Source organism: Herbiconiux sp. VKM Ac-2851, from assembly GCF_013205105.1.
Classification (GTDB): domain Bacteria; phylum Actinomycetota; class Actinomycetes; order Actinomycetales; family Microbacteriaceae; genus Herbiconiux; species Herbiconiux flava.
On the sequence record NZ_JABMLJ010000004.1, the window covers coordinates 199,601 to 219,280 of the forward strand.

Annotated in this window: 17 protein-coding genes; 4 read left to right on the top strand and 13 right to left on the bottom strand. The window is 70.4% G+C overall.

The annotated features are described in order from the left end of the window. The first annotated feature begins 28 nt into the window (after positions 1-28). Positions 29-1,447: a hemolysin family protein gene (locus HQQ85_RS19140; RefSeq protein WP_173184150.1), complete on the top strand. Its 1,419-nt coding sequence runs from the start codon at positions 29-31 to the stop codon at positions 1,445-1,447. Continuing rightward, the gene (locus HQQ85_RS19145; protein ID WP_173184152.1) at positions 1,444-2,481 is read left to right on the top strand and encodes a hemolysin family protein; all 1,038 of its coding nucleotides are present in this window, start codon (positions 1,444-1,446) and stop codon (positions 2,479-2,481) included. Before HQQ85_RS19140 ends, HQQ85_RS19145 begins: the two co-directional genes overlap by 4 nt. Positions 2,482-2,573: 92 nt before the next feature. Here HQQ85_RS19145 and HQQ85_RS19150 read toward each other — a convergent pair whose 3' ends face one another. The 12 genes from HQQ85_RS19150 to HQQ85_RS19205 all read right to left on the bottom strand — a co-directional run bounded on the left by HQQ85_RS19150 (position 2,574) and on the right by HQQ85_RS19205 (position 16,337). After that, entirely contained in the window at positions 2,574-4,052 is a 1,479-nt protein-coding gene (locus HQQ85_RS19150) for an MFS transporter (protein WP_173184154.1), read from the bottom strand. A 171-nt stretch (positions 4,053-4,223) separates the two neighbouring features. Continuing rightward, positions 4,224-5,747, bottom strand: coding sequence for an amidohydrolase family protein (locus HQQ85_RS19155; RefSeq protein WP_173184162.1), 1,524 nt, complete (start codon positions 5,745-5,747; stop codon positions 4,224-4,226). A 23-nt stretch (positions 5,748-5,770) separates the two neighbouring features. Continuing rightward, on the bottom strand, positions 5,771-6,721 hold the full coding sequence (locus tag HQQ85_RS19160) for a nucleoside hydrolase (RefSeq protein WP_216851896.1): 951 nt from the start codon (positions 6,719-6,721) through the stop codon (positions 5,771-5,773). Positions 6,722-6,853: 132 nt separating this feature from the next. Continuing rightward, positions 6,854-7,954, bottom strand: a complete 1,101-nt coding sequence (locus HQQ85_RS19165) for a BMP family protein (protein WP_173184164.1) — start codon at positions 7,952-7,954, stop codon at positions 6,854-6,856. A 54-nt stretch (positions 7,955-8,008) separates the two neighbouring features. Further along, positions 8,009-8,716 carry a VOC family protein gene (locus HQQ85_RS19170; RefSeq protein ID WP_173184166.1) on the bottom strand — a complete coding sequence of 236 codons (708 nt, stop codon included), beginning with the start codon at positions 8,714-8,716 and terminating at the stop codon, positions 8,009-8,011. 304 nt (positions 8,717-9,020) lie between these two features. Next, complete coding sequence (locus HQQ85_RS19175) at positions 9,021-9,401, bottom strand: hypothetical protein (protein ID WP_173184168.1); 381 nt, start codon at positions 9,399-9,401, stop codon at positions 9,021-9,023. A 101-nt stretch (positions 9,402-9,502) separates the two neighbouring features. Beyond that, positions 9,503-11,014 (bottom strand): alpha-N-arabinofuranosidase, encoded by a 1,512-nt coding sequence (locus tag HQQ85_RS19180; protein ID WP_173184170.1) that lies wholly within the window; start codon positions 11,012-11,014, stop codon positions 9,503-9,505. A gap of 48 nt (positions 11,015-11,062) precedes the next feature. Continuing rightward, entirely contained in the window at positions 11,063-11,959 is an 897-nt protein-coding gene (locus HQQ85_RS19185) for a carbohydrate ABC transporter permease (RefSeq protein ID WP_173184172.1), read from the bottom strand. Then, complete coding sequence (locus HQQ85_RS19190; RefSeq protein WP_173184174.1) at positions 11,956-12,873, bottom strand: carbohydrate ABC transporter permease; 918 nt, start codon at positions 12,871-12,873, stop codon at positions 11,956-11,958. Before HQQ85_RS19190 ends, HQQ85_RS19185 begins: the two co-directional genes overlap by 4 nt. Beyond that, the gene (locus HQQ85_RS19195) at positions 12,873-14,246 is read right to left on the bottom strand and encodes an ABC transporter substrate-binding protein (protein ID WP_254069588.1); all 1,374 of its coding nucleotides are present in this window, start codon (positions 14,244-14,246) and stop codon (positions 12,873-12,875) included. Before HQQ85_RS19195 ends, HQQ85_RS19190 begins: the two co-directional genes overlap by 1 nt. A gap of 127 nt (positions 14,247-14,373) precedes the next feature. Further along, positions 14,374-15,390, bottom strand: coding sequence for a LacI family DNA-binding transcriptional regulator (locus HQQ85_RS19200; RefSeq protein ID WP_173184176.1), 1,017 nt, complete (start codon positions 15,388-15,390; stop codon positions 14,374-14,376). Between the two features lie 29 nt (positions 15,391-15,419). Then, positions 15,420-16,337 (bottom strand): oxygenase MpaB family protein, encoded by a 918-nt coding sequence (locus HQQ85_RS19205; protein WP_173184178.1) that lies wholly within the window; start codon positions 16,335-16,337, stop codon positions 15,420-15,422. 94 nt (positions 16,338-16,431) lie between these two features. Between HQQ85_RS19205 and HQQ85_RS19210 the strand changes: the two genes are divergently transcribed. Continuing rightward, complete coding sequence (locus HQQ85_RS19210; RefSeq protein WP_173184180.1) at positions 16,432-17,199, top strand: ABC transporter ATP-binding protein; 768 nt, start codon at positions 16,432-16,434, stop codon at positions 17,197-17,199. Continuing rightward, entirely contained in the window at positions 17,181-18,761 is a 1,581-nt protein-coding gene (locus HQQ85_RS19215) for a transporter (RefSeq protein WP_173184182.1), read from the top strand. The genes HQQ85_RS19210 and HQQ85_RS19215 overlap by 19 nt, the downstream gene beginning before the upstream one ends. A 31-nt stretch (positions 18,762-18,792) precedes the next feature. On the opposite strand, the gene HQQ85_RS19220 is transcribed toward HQQ85_RS19215, so the two are convergent. After that, positions 18,793-19,602, bottom strand: coding sequence for a DUF1206 domain-containing protein (locus HQQ85_RS19220; protein WP_173184184.1), 810 nt, complete (start codon positions 19,600-19,602; stop codon positions 18,793-18,795). Between the last annotated feature and the right edge of the window lie 78 nt (positions 19,603-19,680).

Below are 19,680 nucleotides of genomic sequence, written 5' to 3' on the forward strand. Positions count from 1 at the left end.
CGCGCGCTCACTCGCAGGGGGCCCACCCTTGTCTGAGCTGATCATGCTCGCGATCGGCCTCGTGCTGACCGTCGGCACCGGGCTCTTCGTCGCCAGCGAGTTCGCCCTCGTCAACCTCGACCGTCACGACCTCGAGCAGCGCCAGGCGCGCGGCGAGAAGCGGCTCGGCTCCACCATCTCCGCCCTGCGCATCACCTCGACCCACCTCTCGGGCGCGCAGCTCGGCATCACCCTCACCACCCTCCTCACGGGCTACACCTTCGAGCCGGCCATCTCCTCGCTCCTCCGCGAGCCGCTGATCGGCGTCGGCATCCCCGAGACGGTGGTCCCCGGCATCGGGGCGGTGCTGGGCATCCTGATCGCCACCCTGTTCTCGATGGTCATCGGCGAGCTCGTGCCGAAGAACTTCGCGCTGGCGCTGCCCCGGCAGACCGCGAAGATCGTGGTGCCGTTCCAGGTGCTCTTCACGACGATCTTCAAGCCGGTCATCCTGCTGTTCAACAACACGGCCAATGCGCTCATCCGCGCGATGGGCATCGAGCCGAAGGAGGAGCTCTCGGGCGCCCGCTCGGCCGAGGAGCTCGGCTCGCTCGTGCGCCGCTCCGCCCTCGAGGGCATGCTCGACACCGACCACGCGACGCTGCTCGGCCGCACCCTCACCTTCTCCGAGCGCGAGACCGCCGACGTCATGACGCCCCGCGTGCGCATGGCGAGCGTCACCCCCGCCGACACCGCGGCCGACGTCGTGGCACTCGCGCAGCGCACCGGTTTCTCGCGCTTCCCGGTCACGGGCACGAGCGTCGACGACATCGTCGGCGTCGTGCACGTCAAGCAGGGCTTCGGCATCGATCCGGATGCCCGGCCGGCCGTCACCGTCGCCGAGCTCATGGTCGACCCGCTCTTCGTGCCCGAATCGATGGGCATCGACACGCTGCTCGGCCTCCTCCGCCGCAACGGCTTCCAGATCGCGATCGCGACCGACGAGCACGGCGGAACGGCCGGCATCGTCACCCTGGAGGACCTGGTGGAGGAGCTCGTCGGCGAGCTCGAGGACGAGCACGACCGCCTCCGTGCGGGCATAGTGCGCACGGGACGCTCGATCACGTTCGACGCGAGCCTCCGGCCCGACGAGCTGCAGGCCCGCACGGGCATCCGCGTGCCCACCGAGGACGACCACGAGACAGTCGCCGGCTACGTGATCGACGAGCTCGACCGCCTGCCCGAGCTCGGCGACGAGATCGGCATCGACGGCGGCGTGCTGCGGGTCGAGCGGGTCGACGGGCTGCGGCTCGACCGGCTGCGCTTCATCCCCGAGGAGCTGCCCGCCGACGCCGCGACCGCGAGCCCGGCCGACGGCACGCCGGCCGACGGCACGCCCGCCGATGGCACCCCCGCCGAAGGCACCCCTGCCACCCTTCTCGACGCCCGACTGGAGGAGCAGCGATGAACGACATCGTTCCCGGAATCGTGTGGCTCGTCGTGCTGCTCGTCGTCAACGCCTTCTTCGTCGGCGCCGAGTTCGCCGTGATCTCGGCCCGCCGCTCGCAGATCGAGCCGCGCGCCGAGGCCGGCAGCAAGGCCGCGAAGACGACGCTCTGGGCCATGGAGCACGCCACGCTCATGCTGGCCACCAGCCAGCTCGGCATCACCGTGTGCTCGCTGGTCATCCTGAACGTCTCGGAGCCGGCCATCCACCACCTGCTCGAGTACCCGCTCGCGCTCACCCCGCTCAGCCCCGAGCTGATCGGCGGGGTCGCGTTCGTGATCGCGCTCGTGCTGGTGACATTCCTGCACGTGGTCTTCGGCGAGATGGTGCCGAAGAACCTCAGCTTCTCGGTGCCCGACCGCGCCGCGCTCATCCTCGCGCCGCCATTGGTCTTCGTGTCGAAGGTCGTGCGCCCGGTGATCTGGACGCTGAACGGGCTGGCGAACCTCATCCTGCGCGCCTTCACGGTGACGCCGAAAGACGAGGCGACCAGCTCGTACACCCTCGACGAGGTCGCGTCGATCGTCGAGCAGTCGACCCGCGAGGGGGTGCTGACGGATGCGTCGGGCACCCTCACCGCCGCGTTCGAGTTCACGACGAAGAAGGTGCGCGACGTCGAGGTGCCGATCGCCGAGATGGTGCTGCTGCCCGCCGGGGCGACCCCGCGGGACATCCAGCGGGCGGTCGCGTCGCACGGCTTCTCGCGCTACATCCTCACGGACGCGGCGGGGGAGCCCGAGGGGTACCTGCACCTGAAGGACGTGATGGATCTGGCGGGCGACGCCTTCGACGCGCCCGTGCCCGGGAAGCGCATCCGTCGCCTGACCTCGGTGGCGCGTGACGCCGATCTCGAGGACGCCCTCGAGGGCATGCGCCGCCGTGGATCGCACGTGGCCCGCTCGCTGACGGCCGAGGGCGAGGTCACGGGCGTGCTCTTCCTCGAGGACATCATCGAGGAGCTCGTCGGCGAGGTCTCCGACGCGACGAGCGCCTGACGCAGAAATCGACTTGGCCCTAGCCGTTCGAAAACCCGAGGGTTGACGACGGCTAGGGCCAAGTCGATCGGATGCCCGTGCGGGCCCGAGGGTCAGTGCACGGGCAGCGCGGCCGACGAGGGGTCGGCGGCCTGGGGGAGCAGCTCGTCCTTCGAGCCGCGGATGAGCGTCGCCGCGATGATCGACGCCAGCACGAGGCCGACGGCCGAGGCGAGGAACGCCGCCGAGTAGCCGCTCGTGAAGGCCTGCAGCTGCGCGACCCCGGCCGCGGTGCCCGCGGCGGGGTCGAACCCGGATACGGCCGAGGCGTAGATCGCGGTGAAGACCGACAGACCGATCGACCCGCCGATCTGCATCGCCGAGTTCGCGGTGGCCGAGGCGGCGCCCGCGTCGTGCGGGGCGACACCCGAGAGCGCGAGGTTCTGCAGCGGCACGAAGACCATCGCCATGCCGACGCCGATCACGATCAGCGCGGGCAGCACCTGCACGAGATACGAGCCGTCCGCCGTGATGAAGCTGAGGTACACCAGGCCGGCGGCGGCGATCAGCGGCCCGCCGATCATCAGCGGGCGCGGTCCGATCGCGGGCAGCAGCTTCGTGGCGATGGGCGCGACGACCATGATCACCGCGGTCATCGGCAGGCTGGCGAGCCCGGCGGGCAGCGGGTCGAGCCCGAGCACGATCTGCAGGTGGAACGCCAGATACAGCATCGCGCCGATCATCACGCTGCCGACGAGCGCCTGCACGAGGAAGGCGCCGCCGCGCACGCGGTTGGTGACGATCCGGAGCGGCAGCAGGGGCTGCGCCACGCGGCGCTCGATCACGACGAAGAGCACGAGGAGGCCGACGCCCAGCGCGAGGAAGCCGATCGTGTCGAGTTCGCCCCAGCCGCCCTCGGCCAGGCTGAAGCCGTAGACCAGCGAGCCGAGCCCGAGGGTGACCGTGATGGCGCCGAGCACGTCGTAGCGGTTGTCGCCCTCGGCCTTGGACTCCTTGACCAGCAGCATTCCGCCGATCAGCCCGATGATCACGAAGAAGACGTTGACGAGCAGGCACCAGCGCCAGTCGGCGAACTCGGTGAGCACGCCGCCCAGCACGAGGCCGACGGCGGCACCCGCACCCGCGACCGTGCCGAACACGGCGAAGGCGGTGTTGCGCTCGCGGCCGCCGGGGAAGGTGACGGTCAGCAGCGCCAGGGCGGCGGGGGCGAGCAGGGCGGCGAAGACGCCCTGCAGCCCGCGGGCGAGGATCAGCTCGGTGCCGTTCTGCGCCAGGCCGCCGAAGGCGGAGGCGACGCCGAAGCCGAGCATGCCGACGAGGTAGGTGCGCTTACGGCCCCAGTAGTCGGCGATGCGCCCGCCGAGCAGCAGCAGCGCGCCGAAGGCGAGCGCGTAGGCGGTGACGACCCACTGGCGCTCGATGTCGCTCAGGCCGAGCTGCTCCTGCGCCTGGGGCAGGGCGATGTTGACGATGGTGCCGTCGAGCACGACCACGAGCTGGGTGAGCGCGAGCACGACGAGGGCCCACCACCGGTTCGGGGTGCGGCGGGCGGATGAGACGGCTTGAGACATAGAGATGACCTCCGGGCTTCGATGCGGATGCGGGGATGCCGGAGGTTTTCAGCCTCGGATCGGCCACGCCCTGCCGCGCACCTGGCGCGGGGCCCGCGGGCGCTGAAGGCAGCCCGGGGGCACGAGGGAAGGGGACCGACCACACCAACGGGGGTTGGTCAGACCGACAGCCTACCCCGCCGGAGACCAGGCTCGTAAGTAGGCCTCCCGGATCGCGGGCTCGAGCGACTCCTGCAGCCGCCGCCACGTCGGCAGCTGCGCCTCGAGATACGCCGACGCTTCCGCACGGAACTCCGCCAGCAGGGCGTCCTCGTCGACCAGCGTGCTGCGGCCGTCCCGCAGCACGCACCGTCCGTCGACCCAGACCTCGGCGATCGAGGCACCGTTCTCGGCGAACACGAGCTGCTGCGCGGCGTCGTTCAGCGGCGTGAAGGCGGTGGTCGCCGCGAGGTCGTAGACCACGAGGTCGGCGGCGAGCCCCGGGGTGAGCGATCCGGTGCGGTCGCCCCAGCCGCCGGCGCGGGCGCCGGCGACCGTTCCGGCGTGCAGCACCTCGGAGACGAGCGGCCACCGCCGGTAGTCGGGTTCGCCCAGGGTGTGGGCGAGCGCGGTCTGCTTCAGCACGTCGAGCATCCGCATCGTGTCGTTGCTCGAGGCCCCGTCGGAGCCGAGCGCCACCCGCACGCCCGCGTCGTGCATCGCCCGCCAGGGCAGCGTGCCCGAGCCGAGCTTGAGGTTCGAGATCGGGTTGTGGGCCACGGTCGCGCCCGAGGCCGCCAGCAGCTCGAGGTCGTGCGGGGTGAGCCAGATGCCGTGCGCGGCGGTGAGGTTCGGCCCGAGCACGCCGAGTGCGTCGAGGTGCTCGACGATGGTGCGGCCGGGATAGCGGCTGAGTGCCAGGGTCTGCTGCAGCTTCGTCTCGAGCAGGTGCGTGTGCAGCACCTCGCCGTGCTCGCGGGCCTGGTCCGCCGCCCGCACCAGGAACTCGTCGGTGACGCGCTGCGGGGCGCTCGGCGAGAGGGCGTAGCGGATGCGGGGGTACTGCCGGGCGAGCATCCGCGCCTCGGCCGAGAACGCGAAGAACGCCTCCTGCACCACGGCGCTCGGCGGCATCGAATCGCGGCTCGCGGCCAGCACCTCGGCGGGCAGCACCTCGTCGGCGAAGGGCAGGCGGTCGACGATGGGCACGTCGATGCCGGTTCCGGTGCAGGTGGCGCGGATGCCCGTGGTGTCGTACGCCCGGAAGACCTCCGCGATGCCGGCCGGAGTCTGGCCGGGCAGCTCGCCGGTGTCGTCGAGCAGCGTGGTGGCACCGCCCCGCAGCGACTCGAGCGCGGCGACCACCGTGCGGAGGTGGGCCAGTCGGTCGGGCACAGGCGCGACCCCGGTGGGCGGGTAGCTGAGCAGCGTCCACACCTCGAGCGGCAGCGGCGCGCTCGTGCCCCGCAGCAGGATCTCCCACGAGTGCGTGTGCGCGTTCACCAGCCCGGGCGTCAGCAGCAGCCCGCTCGCGTCGATCACGGTGGTGCCGGGCGAGGGCTCCGGTCGGCCGGGCAGCGACACGTCGGCGACCGCCCGGATGTCGGTGCCCTCGACGAGCACGTCGGCCCGGAAGGGGGTCGCGCCGTGCGCCTCGTCGAGGGCGATCACGAGGGCGTTCTGCCACAGCGTCCGCGGGGGTGGGGGTGTGCGCATGGGTTCGACCGTAGCCCGCGCCACTACGGCAGCCGCGCGATCCGGGCGGTGAGCTCGGCGTAGAACGGCTCGGCGTCGACGTCGCGGGCGTAGAACACGTTCGCCGGGAGGTCGGTGACGCCCCACCAGTCGGCGACGAGCATCCCCATCGTCAGCTCGCTGCCCGTCTCGACCCGCGCGTTGATCGAACGCCCGTGGAAGATCTCGGGCCGCAGCAGGTACAGCGGCACGACCGGGCCGTGCAGCGGGGCGCCGTCCCAGCCGTACTTCTCGAGGTCGAACGCCTCCGAGAACGTCAGCAGCGCGTCGACCGCCCTCCCGCAGCGGGTGCCGAGGGCCGAGAACGCGTCGAGGCGATCGCGGGTGTTCCGCAGCTGGTGGGTGACGTCGAGCGGCAGCATGACCAGACGGATGCCCGACCCGAGCACGATGGCCGCGGCGTGCGGGTCGACGAAGATGTTGAACTCCGCGGCGGGGGTGATGTTGCCCACCTCGAAGTAGGCGCCCGCCATCATCACGACCTCGGCGATGTGCTCCGCGATGTCGGGCGCCTCCGTCAGGGCGACGGCGAGCGTCGTCATGCTGCAGAACTGCGCGATCGTGATGCCGCCCGGGGGAGCGGCGCGGCAGAGGCGGATGATCGCGGCGACGCCCGGCTCCTCCGACGCCCGGCCCTCGACGGGCGGGAAGTCGTAGCCGTCGAGTCCGGTCTCGCCGTGCACGTGCGCCGCCGTGACGAGGGGGCGGAGGAGCGGCCGGGCGACGCCGCGGTGCACGGGGATCTGCGGTGCATCCGTCGACGGCCCCGCCAGCTCGAGCACCTTGAACACGTTCTCGACGGTGTTCTCGAGGGTCGTGTTGCCCGCGCCGGCGACGATCGCCTGCACGTGGAAGTCCTCGGGCGAGGCGAGGATCGCGAGCAGCGCCACGGCCTGCTCCTGCCCCGGGTCGGTGATGCAGATCAACTCGCGCACGAGCATCCTCCTGGCTGATTGCACTCCTCCTCCCTCGCGAGTGGTCACTTCTGGCGAGAAACACGCGGTCTTGGCGCCGAAAGTGACCACTCGCGAAGGGGTGGGAGGGGTGGGTGAGGGTGTGGGGTCGGGTTACGGGGCCGAGGGGGTGTCGATGGGGATGTCGCCCGCGACGATGCCCGCCTCGATGGTGTCGAGCTCGCCCTGCAGGGTCGGCGCGACCTTCGACTCGAAGTCGTGGAACGGGCTCATCAGCACGCCACCGTTCTCGAGCGTGCCCACGTACGGCTCGTTCGAGAAGTCACCGGTCGCCGACGCCTGGATGACCTCGGAGATCGACTTCGGCATGTCCCGGGCGATCGACGAGAACCAGATGTCGTCGTACTCGGGGTCGCTGAGGTACATGTCGGTGTCGACGCCCACGAGCGCCACCGGCGTCGTCGACTCGCGGATGGCCTGCGCCGCCCCCTGGTAGATCGGCCCGCCGACCGGCACGATCACGTCGACACCCTGCTCGAGGATGCCCTGCGAGAGCACCTTCGCCGCGTTGATGTCGCTGAAGTTGCCGGTGAACTGGCCCTCCTGGGTGTCGGGGTTCCAGCCGACGACCTGCACGTCGGTGCCCTTCTGGGCGTTGTGGTACTCGACGCCGCGCGCGAAGCCGTCCATGTAGAGCGTCACGGGCGGGATCTGCGCCCCGCCGTAGGTGCCGACCTTGCCGGTCGTCGTGTAGTCGGCCGCGGCGTAGCCGACGAGGAAGCCGGCCTGCGAGGTGTCCCACACCACGCCCTTGACGTTGTCGGCAGTGATGGTGTTGTCGTCGACCATGATGAAGTGCACGTCGGGGTTGGCCGTCGCGGCCTCCTCGGTCGCCGCCGCGAGCAGGTAGCCCATCGTGACGATCGTGGTGCAGCCCTGGTCGACGAGGCTGGCGATGTTCGGCGCGTAGTCGCTCTCGGTCTCCGACTGGACGTCGATGTGCTCGGTGCCGAGCGCCTCGGCCGCCATGGTGACGCCCTCCAGGCCCAGCTGGTTGAACGACTGGTCGTCGAAGCCGCCCTGGTCACTGACGATGCAGGGCAGGGCTTCGGTCTCGCCCGACGAGGCGGTTCCGGATGCGCTGCCCGCGTCGCTCGGAGCAGAGGCGCAGCCCGCCAGAACGAGGGCGGCCGAGGCGGTGAGGGCGCCGAGGGCGCCGAGCCGGGCAAAAGGGAATGGGGTGGAACGGATCATGGAAGTGCTCCTTGGGTGTGGTGGTGCAAGAAGGACGTGCGGTGGTGCGGGGAATCAGCGCGGGGTCTCGACCCAGGCGTAGATCTCCCAGATGTACCCGTCGGGGTCGACGAAGTACGTCGACCGGGCGCCCCACTCGTAGACGGCAGGGGGCCCGGAGGCGGCGAGGCCGCGCGCGATGAGCGATTCGTAGAGGGCGTCGACCTGCTCGCCGGTGTCCAGCTCGACGGCGAGCATCACGTGCCCGCCGTTCTGCGCGAACTCCGCGAGCCGGAGAGATCCGGCGAGCGAGGTGGCCGCGGCGAGCGAGGCGGCCGCGACGAGGGCGATGACGGTGCCGTCGCCTCCGTCATAGCGCAGCGGGTCACCGGATGCCCGGGAGAACCCGAGGGTCTCGAGGAACTCGCCGGTCACCGCCGGATCCGAGACCGCGAGCTCCACCTCGGCGAGACGGCTGCTGCTGCCCGAACCGGAGGGCGCGAGCGTCAGCACGAACCCGTCGGGGTCGGCGACCGGGCCGGGCCGAGCATCCGGGACCTCGAGGACCACGCGGAACGGCAGCCCCGCCCGCGACGGATAGGCCGGGCCCACCGTCTCGGCGATGCTCGGCCGCAGCCACATGGCCAGCCGCGGCCCGCTGTCGAACACGAAGTCGGCGAAGCGCACGTTGCGCATCCGCCGCTTCAGGCCGAGCGTGTCGCGGTAGAAGTCGTCGGAGGCGGTCACATCGCTGTTCACGATGCAGACGTCGTCGAGTCGCATGGGTGTACCCCGTCTGGAGGAATCGTTCACTGGGCGCGCGAATGCCCGCGGAGGATCAGCCGCCCGATGGGCGGACCGGTGCCTCGACGCGGGGCGCGGTCAGGAATTGAACGAGTAGACAGCGGTGTTGTGGTGACCGCTCTGCCGGCGCAGGCAGAACCACTGGCAGAACCCCAGTGACTCGTGCGACGACCTCATGGCTCGAATCTAGGGCGCGTGTGTGACGGCCGTGTTTCGGCGCCCGAACGAGTGCGTTACGGCAGCCGGTGGGCCGGCACGAGCGCTCGGCCGAGCAGGGCAGGCGCTAGTTGTACCAGACCCGCACGCGCCCGATCACGGCGTACAGCGCCGAGAACAGGGCCAGCAGGGGCACCAGGATGCGCAGCGTGTAGCTGATCACGAGGATCTCGCCGAGGTCGCCCAGCGCGAACAGCGCGATGGCTGCGACGCCCGCGATGAGCGTGTTGCGGAGCGGCGTGGAGTACGTCAGCGTCGGAGCGGCGAAGCCGACCGAGGCCAGCACGATGCCGATGTCGATGAGGAACGCGCCCCAGCGCGGGTCGGTCATGTTCGGGGCGATGACCCAGAGGGCGATCGCGATGACCCAGAGCACCACGGCGACGATGCCCTTCACAGGGGCGGCCAGCAGCGTTCGCGGCTTCGGCGGCAGGACCACGGTCGTCACGTTCGATCTCCTCATTCCGATCGCGGCGTCCGACGGCCGCGTTCCCCCTCGACTCTACCGGGTCGACCGACCCGGCCGGGCCGATCGACACCGCCGGCCGGTCAGCCCAACGAGATCGCCGTCCACGACACGGGGGGCAGGGTGACCGTGAGGCCGCCGTCCCGCACCTCGATGCCCTCGGTCACCGACAGGCCGACGCGCTCCGGGTCACCCAGCACGTTCTTCGCCGAGGTGTCGGCATCGCTGAGCGTCTGCGCCTCGCGTACCGTCACCGCACCGAGGGCGGCGGTGTCGATCGTCACGGTCGCCTCCTCGCTCTGGCTGCGGTTCACCAGGAACACCGAGGTCGTGCCGGTCGCTGCGTCGTGCGTCGCCACGGCGTCGACGAGCGGCACGGTGCCGTACACCTCGGTGTCGTAGCTGTCGGCCTCGAGCTTGACGTCGAGCGCGTCGCCCGTGGCGAGGCGCGAGGTGAGGGCGAACGGGAAGTAGGTGGTCTGCTTCCAGGCGGGCCCGCCCGGCTCGGTCATGATCGGGGCGATCACGTTCACGAGCTGCGCGAGCGATGCGCTCGTGACCCGGTCGGCGTGGCGCAGCAGCGAGATCAGCAGGTTGCCGAACACGACCGCGTCGGCCACCGAGTAGGCGTCCTCCAGCAGGCGCGGGGCGACCGGCCAGTTGTCGAGGCCCTCGATCTTGTCGACGTTCTCGTAGCGGTCGAGGTACCAGACGTTCCACTCGTCGAAGGAGATGTTCACGGTCTTCGCCGAGCCGAGCACGGCCTTGACGTGGTCGGCGGTGGCGACGACCGAGTCGATGAAGTGGTCCATGTCGACCGCCGAGGCGAGGAAGCTACCGAGGTCGCCGTTCTTCTCCTGGTAGTAGGCGTGGCAGGAGATGTAATCGACGTCGTCGTAGGTGTGGGTCAGGACGACCCGCTCCCACTCTCCGAACGTCGGCATGTGGGCGCTCGAGGAACCGCAGGCCACGAGCTCGACCGAGGGGTCGAGCTGCCGCATCGCCTTCGCGGTCTGCGAGGCGAGCTTGCCGTAGTCCTCCGCCGAGCGGTGGCCGAGCTGCCACGGGCCGTCCATCTCGTTGCCGAGGCACCACATCGTCACGCCGAACGCGTCGGTGCGCCCGTTGTCGATGCGCTGCTGGCTGAGGGCGGTGCCGCCCGGGATGTTGGAGTACTCGAGCAGGTCGAGCGCCTCGAGCGTGCCGCGGGTGCCGAGGTTGACGGCCAGCATCAGCTCGCTGCCGACCTTGTCGAGCCAGCTCGAGAACTCGTGCAGGCCCACCTCGTTGGTCTCGGTCGAGTGCCAGGCGAGGTCGAGGCGGCGCGGGCGCTCCTCGACCGGTCCGACGCTGTCCTCCCAGCGGAAGCCGGAGACGAAGTTGCCGCCCGGGTACCGGATGGTCGAGACGCCGAGCTCCTTGACGAGCTCGATCACGTCCTGGCGGAAGCCCTCCGCGTCGGCCGTGGGGTGACCGGGCTCGTAGAGGCCTTCGTACACGCAGCGCCCGAGGTGCTCGACGAACGAGCCGAAGAGGCGGCGGTTGATGGGGCCGACGGTGAAGTGGGGGTCGATGGTGAGGCGTGCGGTGACCATGGCTGTCCTTCGGAAGACGGGGTGGAGAGGTGGAGAAGAGGGTGGGTGCTACTTCAGTGCGCCGAGCGAGAGCCCGCCCTGCCAGTACTTCTGCAGTGACAGGAACGCGATGATCAGCGGGATGATCGACACCAGCGAGCCCACCACGATCAGCGTGTAGAGCGAGGTGCCGCCGCCGTTGTTCGAGGCGGCGAGGGCCTGCCAGCCGCCGAGGCCGACGGTGACCGGGTAGAGGTTCTGATCGCTCAGCACCGCGAGGGGCAGGAAGTAGTTGTTCCAGGTGCCGACCACCGAGAGCAGCAGCACGGTCACGACGGCCGGCCGCATCAGCGGCAGCGCCACCCGGAGGAACGTGCGGAACTCGCCCGACCCGTCGACGCGCGCGGCGTCGAGCAGCTCGTCGGGGATCGCGTCGGCCGCGTAGACCCGCATCAGGTAGACGCCGAACGGGCTGAGCAGCGAGGGCAGGATGACCGCCCAGATCGTGTTCGTCAGGTGCAGCTGCGACATCAGCATGAAGGTCGGGATGACGAGCGCCGTCAGCGGCACCATCACCGAGCCGAGCAGGATGGCGAACGAGAGGTCGCGCCCCTTGAAGCGGTACTTCGCGAAGCCGTAGCCGGCGAGAACGGCCAGCACCGTGGCACCGACCCCGCCGACGAGCGAGTAGAGCGCCGAGTTGCCGAGCCACTTCAGGTAGATGCCGCCCTTGTAGGTGAACAGCTCCTGCAGGTTGGCGATCAGGTTGAAGTTCTTGTCGAACCAGAGCGCGCCGCCGGTGCCGGTGAACAGCCCCTGCGGGTCCTTGGTGCTCGCCACCACCAGCCACCACAGCGGCAGCAGGAAGTAGACGATGAGCGCCACCAGGAAGATGTGCGCGGTGATGTTGCGACGGGCCTTCGGCCGGCGCATCGTGCGGGCCGGGATCGATGCTGCGGCGGTCATGACGAGAACCCTCCCCGGCGCTTGCGGGTGCTGAACAGGAAGATGTACACCGCGATGAAGACGACGATGCCGAGCGCGAACGAGATGGTCGACGCGTAGTTGAACTGCGAGAACTGGAACGCCAGGTTGTACGCGTAGATGTTCGGCGTGAAGCTCGCGGTGATGGCGCCGTTGGCGATCGGCTTCAGCACCTGCGGCTCGGTGAAGAACTGCAGCGTGCCGATCAGGGCGAACACCAGGATGAGCACCATGGCGCTCGAGATCATCGGGATCTTCACGCGGAACGCGATCTGCCGCGGGGTGGCGCCGTCGATACGGGCCGCCTCGTAGATGCTCGGATCGATGCCCTGGAGGGCCGCGTAGATGATGATCATGTAGTACCCGGCCCACTGCCACACCACGACGTTCAGCAGCCCGCCGAAGATGTTGTCGGCGCTCAGGATGTCGGGCGCCGACTGGTTGATGGCCCCGAAGATGCCGGTCAGCGGCCCGAACACGGGGCTGTAGAGGAAGCCCCACATCAGAGTGCCGATGACCGCCGGGATGGCGTACGGCACGAAGATCGCCAGTCTCGAGAAGCGCGAGAGCCGCGTGGTGAGCGAGTCGAGCACCAGCGCTGCCGCGAGTGACACCGCCATCTGCAGCGGGATGAGCACCACGGCGAAGCGGAGCACGAACCAGAGACCGCTGAGGAACTCCGGATCGGTGAACGCCTTGACGTAGTTGCCCGCCCCGCTGAAGACGGTGCCGGTGGCCAGCCCCTTGGAGAAGAGGCTGAGGTAGAACGCGTAGGCCAGGGGCGCGACGAGGAACACCAGGAAGACGATGCCAAAGGGGGCGACGAACAGCCACCCGATCCAGCCTCTCCTGATCGATCGCCGGCGACGGGGCCTCGCGGCAGCGGAGACGCTCATCACTCGACCGTGAAGCCCTGCGCCTTGGCGTAGTCGGTCATGGTGCCCTGCAGGTCGTCCAGGGCCTGCTCGCCGGTCTTGCTGCCGTCGATCATGGTCACCATGGCCTTGGTCAGCTCGGAGTAGTAGTACGTGGTGAACGGGCTGTAGGTGTAGCCCGGGTACTCGTTCTCGGCCGGGATGTAGACCTCTCCGTTGGCCTTCTGACCGTTGAAGAACTCGATCGGGGCGTCGGCGAAGGCCTGGGAGGCGAGCACCTGCTGGTTCAGCGGGAAGATCGTCTGCGTGTCGATGCCGTCCTGCAGCTCCTCGGGCGAGGCGTAGAGCTCCTTGGCCACGGTGGCGGCGAGGTCCTTGTCGGAGGCCTGGGTGGTGACCGCGAAGGTCGAGCCGCCCCAGTTCACCGAGACGGGGTTCGAGGCGTCCCACTGGGGGAGCGGGGCGACCTGCCACTCGGCACCGTCACCGGTCGCGGCGCCGCCGGCGCCGGTCAGGTAGCCGGGAGCCCAGGCGGCCGAGACGTAGGTGGCGTAGGAGCCGTTCGCGAGGCCGGCCACGTAGTCGGTCGTGAACTGGTCCTGCGTGTCGACGAGGCCCTTGGAGACGAGCTCCTGCCAGTAGGTGGCGACCTGCTTGCTGCCGTCGTCGTTCAGGTCGATGCCGATCGACTGGGGGCTGGCCGAGTCGTAGTCCCAGGCGGTCTGGCCGTTCTGGGTCATCAGCGCGGTGAACCAGGCCGGCACGTTGCTGCCGAAGTCGCCCATGAACGGGCCGCCCGCATCCTTCAGCTTCTGGGCGGCGGCGGCGTACTCGTCCCAGGTGGTGGGGATCGCGATGCCGTACTTCTCGAAGATGTCGGAGCGGTAGATCATGGCCATCGGGCCGCCGTCGACCGGGATGGCGTAGACGGAGGACCCGCTCGAGACGTCCTTCCAGGCGCCCTCGCTGAAGTTCGCCTTGACGTCGTCGGCGCCGTGCTCGGAGAGGTCGACGAGCGCGTCCTGGATGATGAAGCCGGGCAGCACCTCGGCCTCCAGCATGATGACGTCGGGGGCGCCGGTGCCGGCCGCGATCGCGGTGGAGAACTTGGCGTACTCGTCGCCGCCCTGTCCGGCGTTCGACCAGCACACCTGCACGTCGTCGTGGGTCTTGTTGAACATGTCGACGACGGTGTTGATGTTCGGGTACCAGGCCCAGACCGAGACCTGAGGTGCATCGGGGTTCACGATCTCGTTGCTGCAGGAGCCGGCGTCGCCGCCCGCCGCATCGGTGCTGCCGGCGCCGCCGCCGACGTCGGGGGTGCAGGCTGCCAGGCCGAGCAGCAGGACCCCGGCACTCGTCGCGGCCAGCAGGTGTGACATTCTCGGAGCCATCCGAATCCTCCTTGATTCATGGTCTTTACAACGTTGTACGGTAAACGTTGTAGAGACATGATGCGGGAGCCCCTCGGCCGAAGTCAAGACCCGTTATCGAAGCGTCATCGCTCCGGCGCTCTGCGGCCTAGGCGAGCGTGGTCGACTCGCGCGGCACCAGCCGGATCGCGGTCTCGTGCTCCCGGGGCGCGATGCTCCCGCGGGGTGCCCCGATGCGCTCGAGCAGCCAGCCGACCGCGATCTCGGCGATCTCCTCGCGGCTCGGATCGATGGTCGACAGCGTCGGCAGCGAGTACCGCGTCTCGTCGATGTCGTCGAAGCCGATGAAGGCGACGTCGTCGGGCACCCGCAGCCCGGCCTCCTGCACGACCCGCATCGCACCGAGCGCCAGCGAGTCGTTGAAGGCCACCACGCCGTCGAAGCGGATGCCCGACGCGATCACCGCGCGCATGGCCTCCGCTCCGTCGAACCGGTGCCAGTTCTGCACGTTGACGACGAGCTCGGGGTCGAACGGGATGCCGGCCGCCTCCAGGGCGTCCTGGTAGCCGCGGAGCCGCAGCCCCGCCGAGCCGATGATCTCGTCCTCGTGCGCACCGAGCGCGAGCAGGCGGCGCCGGCCGAGGCCGATCAGGTGCTCGGTCGCGACCCGCGAGCCCTCGACGTTAGGCATGGTCACGTGGTCGGTGGGCCCGTTGTAGATGCGGTCGCCGAGCAGCACCAGCGGGGTCGGGATGTCGAGCAGCGCGGCGTCCTCCTGCCCGAGGGTGAGCACGCTGTACAGGATGCCGTCGACCATCTGCATGCGCGGCCCGCGCAGGATGGCGAGCTCGGACTCCTTGTCGTAGCCGCCCATCTGCTCGATCAGCACGTACAGCCCGCGCTTGTGCGCCGCGGTCATCACGGCGTCGGCCAGCTCGGCGAAGTAGGCGTTGCGGAGGTCGGGGATGATCAGGCCGATGGCCCCCGTGCGCCCCGAGCGCAGCCCCCGCGCCGAGAGGTTCGGCCGGTAGTCGAGCTCCTCGATCGCCGCGAGCACCCGCGAGCGGGTGTCGGGGCGGATGTGGGGGTAGTCGTTGATCACGTTCGACACCGTCTTGATCGACACCCCGGCGAGGCGGGCGACGTCGTGCAGCGTGATCGACATCGTCGAAGACTACAACCCCGGTGCGCGGTTTATAACGTTGCAGACCGCTGCAGGCGACGGATGCGCGACAGCGCGGCCTCCTCCGACGACGATTCGCTGCCCATCACCCGCCGCACCACCGCGAGCACGCGGCCGGTGGCCCAGACCACCGGCAGGGGCGAGCGGCGGAGGCCGAGCATCCGCCGGTACTCCTTGGGCAGCGACGCCACGGCGCCGGCGAACATGATGCGGTAGGCGGGCAGGAAGCCCTTCGCGAGCGGCGGACGGCGGATGAACCGCACCGCCTCGCGCACCCGCTCGTCGCTCTTCAGCACCCCGGACGCCCGGAACGCCTCGAGCTGGGCGCGGAGCTCGCCCTCGCTCCGCGGAGCATCCTGAACAGCGATCAGCTCGCCCGCCTTCGACCACTCGCGCACGTACTGGTCGGCACCGCCGGGGATCGGGGCGTCCCAGAGGGTGTGGCTGGCGAGGAAGGCGTCGGTGAAGACCACGTGCACCCACGACAGCAGTTCGGGGTCGCCCGCCGTGTAGGGCACCGTCACGCCGTGGTTGTCGACGTACTCGCCGCGCACCCGCTCGTGAAAGTGGGCGACCCGGCCCGACTCGCGGTCGGCCACGACCGAGTCGGCGAAGGTCACGGTGACGAGCCAGCGGATGGTGCCGGTGAGGCGGCCGAGCGGGTCCTCCTTGTAGCGCGACCAGTCGTGCACCCCGGCCATCGCGCCCGGGTGCAGCGTCTGCATGAGCAGGGCCCGGATGCCCGCCACCATCGTCGCCATGCCGCCGTGCACCGCCCAGGAGGCGGATCCGGGGCCGAAGTAGCCGATGTCGTCACCCTCGGCGATGGCCTGCACCCAGGCCGGCCGGCCGTCGCTCTGGCCCGAGAGGGTGGAGAGCAGGTGCGAGCGCCAGCGGTCCCGGCGGTCGGAGCGGCGCGGTGCTGACATCTTCCGAGCGTATGCCGCCTCTGGGCGTGGGCATTTGTCGCAGCCTGCGAGTTCGGCCAGAGTTGAGCTACCAACACGACATCGGGGGGATGCCTTGTCCGATCCATCAGCACCGGCGCTGCAGCTGAACAACCTCAGCAAGCGCTTCGGCGACAAGCTCGCCGTCGACGATCTGAGCCTCACGGTCCCGACCGGCTCGTTCTACGGCCTCGTCGGCCCGAACGGCGCCGGCAAGACCACGACGCTCTCGATGGCCACGGGCCTCCTCCGGCCGGATGCGGGGCAGTCGCTCGTGCACGGCGTCGACCTGTGGCGCGAACCGCTGAAGGCCAAGGCCCTGATCGGCAACCTCAGCGATGGCGTCAAGCTCTTCGACCGGCTCACCGGCGAGCAGCTCGTCACCTACAACGGACTGCTCTTCGGCCTCGAGCGCGCCGAGGTGGCGGAGCGCGTCGCCGACCTGCTGAAGCTGCTCGACCTCGAGCAGGCGGCCGGCACCCTCGTGGTCGACTACTCGGCCGGCATGACGAAGAAGATCGCGCTCGCCTGCGCGCTCGTGCACGCCCCGCGCCTGCTGGTGCTCGACGAGCCGTTCGAGTCGGTCGACCCGGTGTCGGCGGCGAACATCCGCGACATCCTGGCCGGCTACGTGCAGAACGGCGGCACGGTCATCGTCTCCAGCCACGTGATGGACCTCGTGCAGCGCATGTGCGACCACGTCGCCGTCGTAGCGAACGGCAGGGTGCTCGTCGCGGGCACCGTCGACGAGGTGCGCGGCGACTCGACCCTGGAGGACCGGTTCGTCGAGCTCGTCGGCGGCCGCACGCACGCGGAGGGCCCGGAATGGTTGCGACGCTCGTAAGACTGCGGCTGCTCGTCCTCCGCAACTCGCTGAAGCGCAGCCCCTGGCAGCTCGTCGCCGTGATCATCGGCGGCCTCTACGGGCTCGGGCTGCTGCTCGGTGTGATCGCCGGGCTGATCGCGCTCGCCTTCGCCCCGGTGGAGCTCACCTCGACCGTGCTCGTGCTGGTCGGCGCCGTCGTCGTGCTCGGCTGGATCGTCGTCCCGCTGTTCGCGTTCGGCATCGACCAGACCCTCGACCCGGCGCGGCTCTCGGTGTTCCCGGTGCCGCTGAACACCCTGCTGGCGGGGCTCACACTCTCCGGGGTGCTGGGCGTGCCCGGCATCGTGACCGCCATCGCCGCGGTCGCGACGGCCGCGAGCTGGATCCGCTCCCCGCTCGCCGCGGTCGCTGCCGTGATCGGCGGCCTGATCGCGGTGCTGATCTGCGTGGTCGGCTCGAGGGCCGTGGCCGCGCTGTCGACGACGCTGCAGTCCAAGCGGCGGTTCCGCGAGCTCGGCGGCGTGCTGGTGTTCATCCCGATCATCCTGCTCGGGCCCATCATCATCGGACTCGGCCGCACCCTCGCCGTCTCGGCCGAGCAGCTGCCCGAGATCGCCCGCGTGGTCGGCTGGACGCCGTTCGGCGCCCCCTGGGCGATCGCTGCCGACGTCGCGATCGGCGACTGGGGGCCCGCCCTGGTGAAGCTCGTGATCGCCGTGGCGACCCTGGCCGTGCTGCTCGTCGTCTGGAGGGCCGCGCTCGCCGCGGCCCTCGTGACCCCGCCCGCGTCCGCGGCCAAGCGCGTCGCCAAGGGGAAGACCGGGATGTTCGGTCTGCTCCCCGCGACGCCGGCCGGTGCCGTGGCGGCCCGCGCCCTCACCTACTGGCGCCGCGACCCCCGGTACGCCCGGCAGCTCATCACCGTGCCGCTCGTGCCGGTGCTGCTCTGGTTCTACTCGGCGAACGGCTCGGGGGAGTGGGTCTTCACCCTCACCGGCCCGATCATCGCCTTCTTCCTCGGCATCGCCCTCTACGCGGACATCTCCTTCGACGGCACGGCCTTCGCCACCCACGTCGCCGACGGCGTGCGCGGCATCGACGACCGGCTCGGCCGGATCGGAGCGCTCGCGATCATCTCGGTGCCGCTGGTACTGCTCGGCACGATCGTGCCCGTCGCCGTGATCGATGCCTGGGACCGGCTGCCGATGCTGCTGGGGCTCTCGGCCGCCGCGCTGCTCAGCGGTTTCGCCGTCGTCAGTGTCTCCTCGGCGCGCATCGTGATCCCGGTACCGCAGGCGGGGGACAACCCCTTCAAGTCGGCACCGGGAGCGGGCTTCACGACCGCCCTCTCGGGCTTCGCGACCTGGGGGATCGTGATGCTGCTGACGATCCCCGCGGTCGTGCTGGCGGTGCTCAGCCTCGCGATGGACTCGGCCCTGTTCGGCTGGCTCACGCTCGCGGTGGGCCTCGGCCTCGGCGGCGGGATGCTCGTGCTGGGGCTGCGACTCGGTGGGGCGCTGCTCGACCGCTCGGCTCCCGAGGTGCTCGCGCGGCTCAAGTCGCTGCGGTCGGCGGCGTAGCCCACGCCTCCTGGCCGAGGCCGCGCATCCGTCAGAGCTTCGCGAGCCTCGCCCGGGCGATCAGGAACAGGCCGTAGGCGAGGAAGCCGACGCCGACCGCGACGAGCAGCACGACGCCGAACGGCAGCTCGGCCAGCACCTTGAGCGCTCCGTCGAGACCCGAGGCGGCGGCCGAGTCGGAGCTGACCGCCGCGACCACGAAGAGCACCCCGACCACCACGAGGGCGACGCCCTGCGAGGCGTAGCCGGCGACGCCGAGGCCGAGCACCACCCGCCCGGCCGCGCCGCCTGGCACGACGATCAGCTTGCGGAAGCCGCGGCGCACGGCGATCGCCACGAAGCCGATGCCGAAGCCGCCCACCGTGAGACCCACGGCGACGAGGAGGAAGACCCCGCCCGGGGTCGCGATCAGCCGGGCGCTGAGGGTCTGGCTGGTGTCGGAGCCGCTGGTCGAGCCGCCCAGCGCGAAGATCAGCGCCGTGGCGCCCAGCACGAAGTAGACGACCGACTTGGCGGCCTCGTTGAACCGGCGGCCCCAGGTCTTGGCGGTGCCTCCTGCGCGCACGAGCGGCAGCGACACGATCTGGAACAGCCCCAGGGTGAACAGCGCGACGACCGACGCCCAGAGCACGAAGAGCCCACCGGGGGTCTCGGCCAGCTGGCGGAGCGCCCCCGACTGGTCGGCCTCGCCGCCTCCCACACCGGGCAGCGCGACGCCGATCGCGATCAGCCCGATCAGGATGTGCAGCATGCCGTTCACGGCGAAGCCGCTTCGCGCCACCACGCGGAACACCGGGTTGCGGCTGACGTCGCGGGCGGCGCTCTTCGCGGTGGGGGACATCCCTCCAGCCTGCCACCCTCCCGCCCGCCACGATCCCGGGCGCGTGGCCACCCCCCCCGCCCGGCCACAGCGGCCACA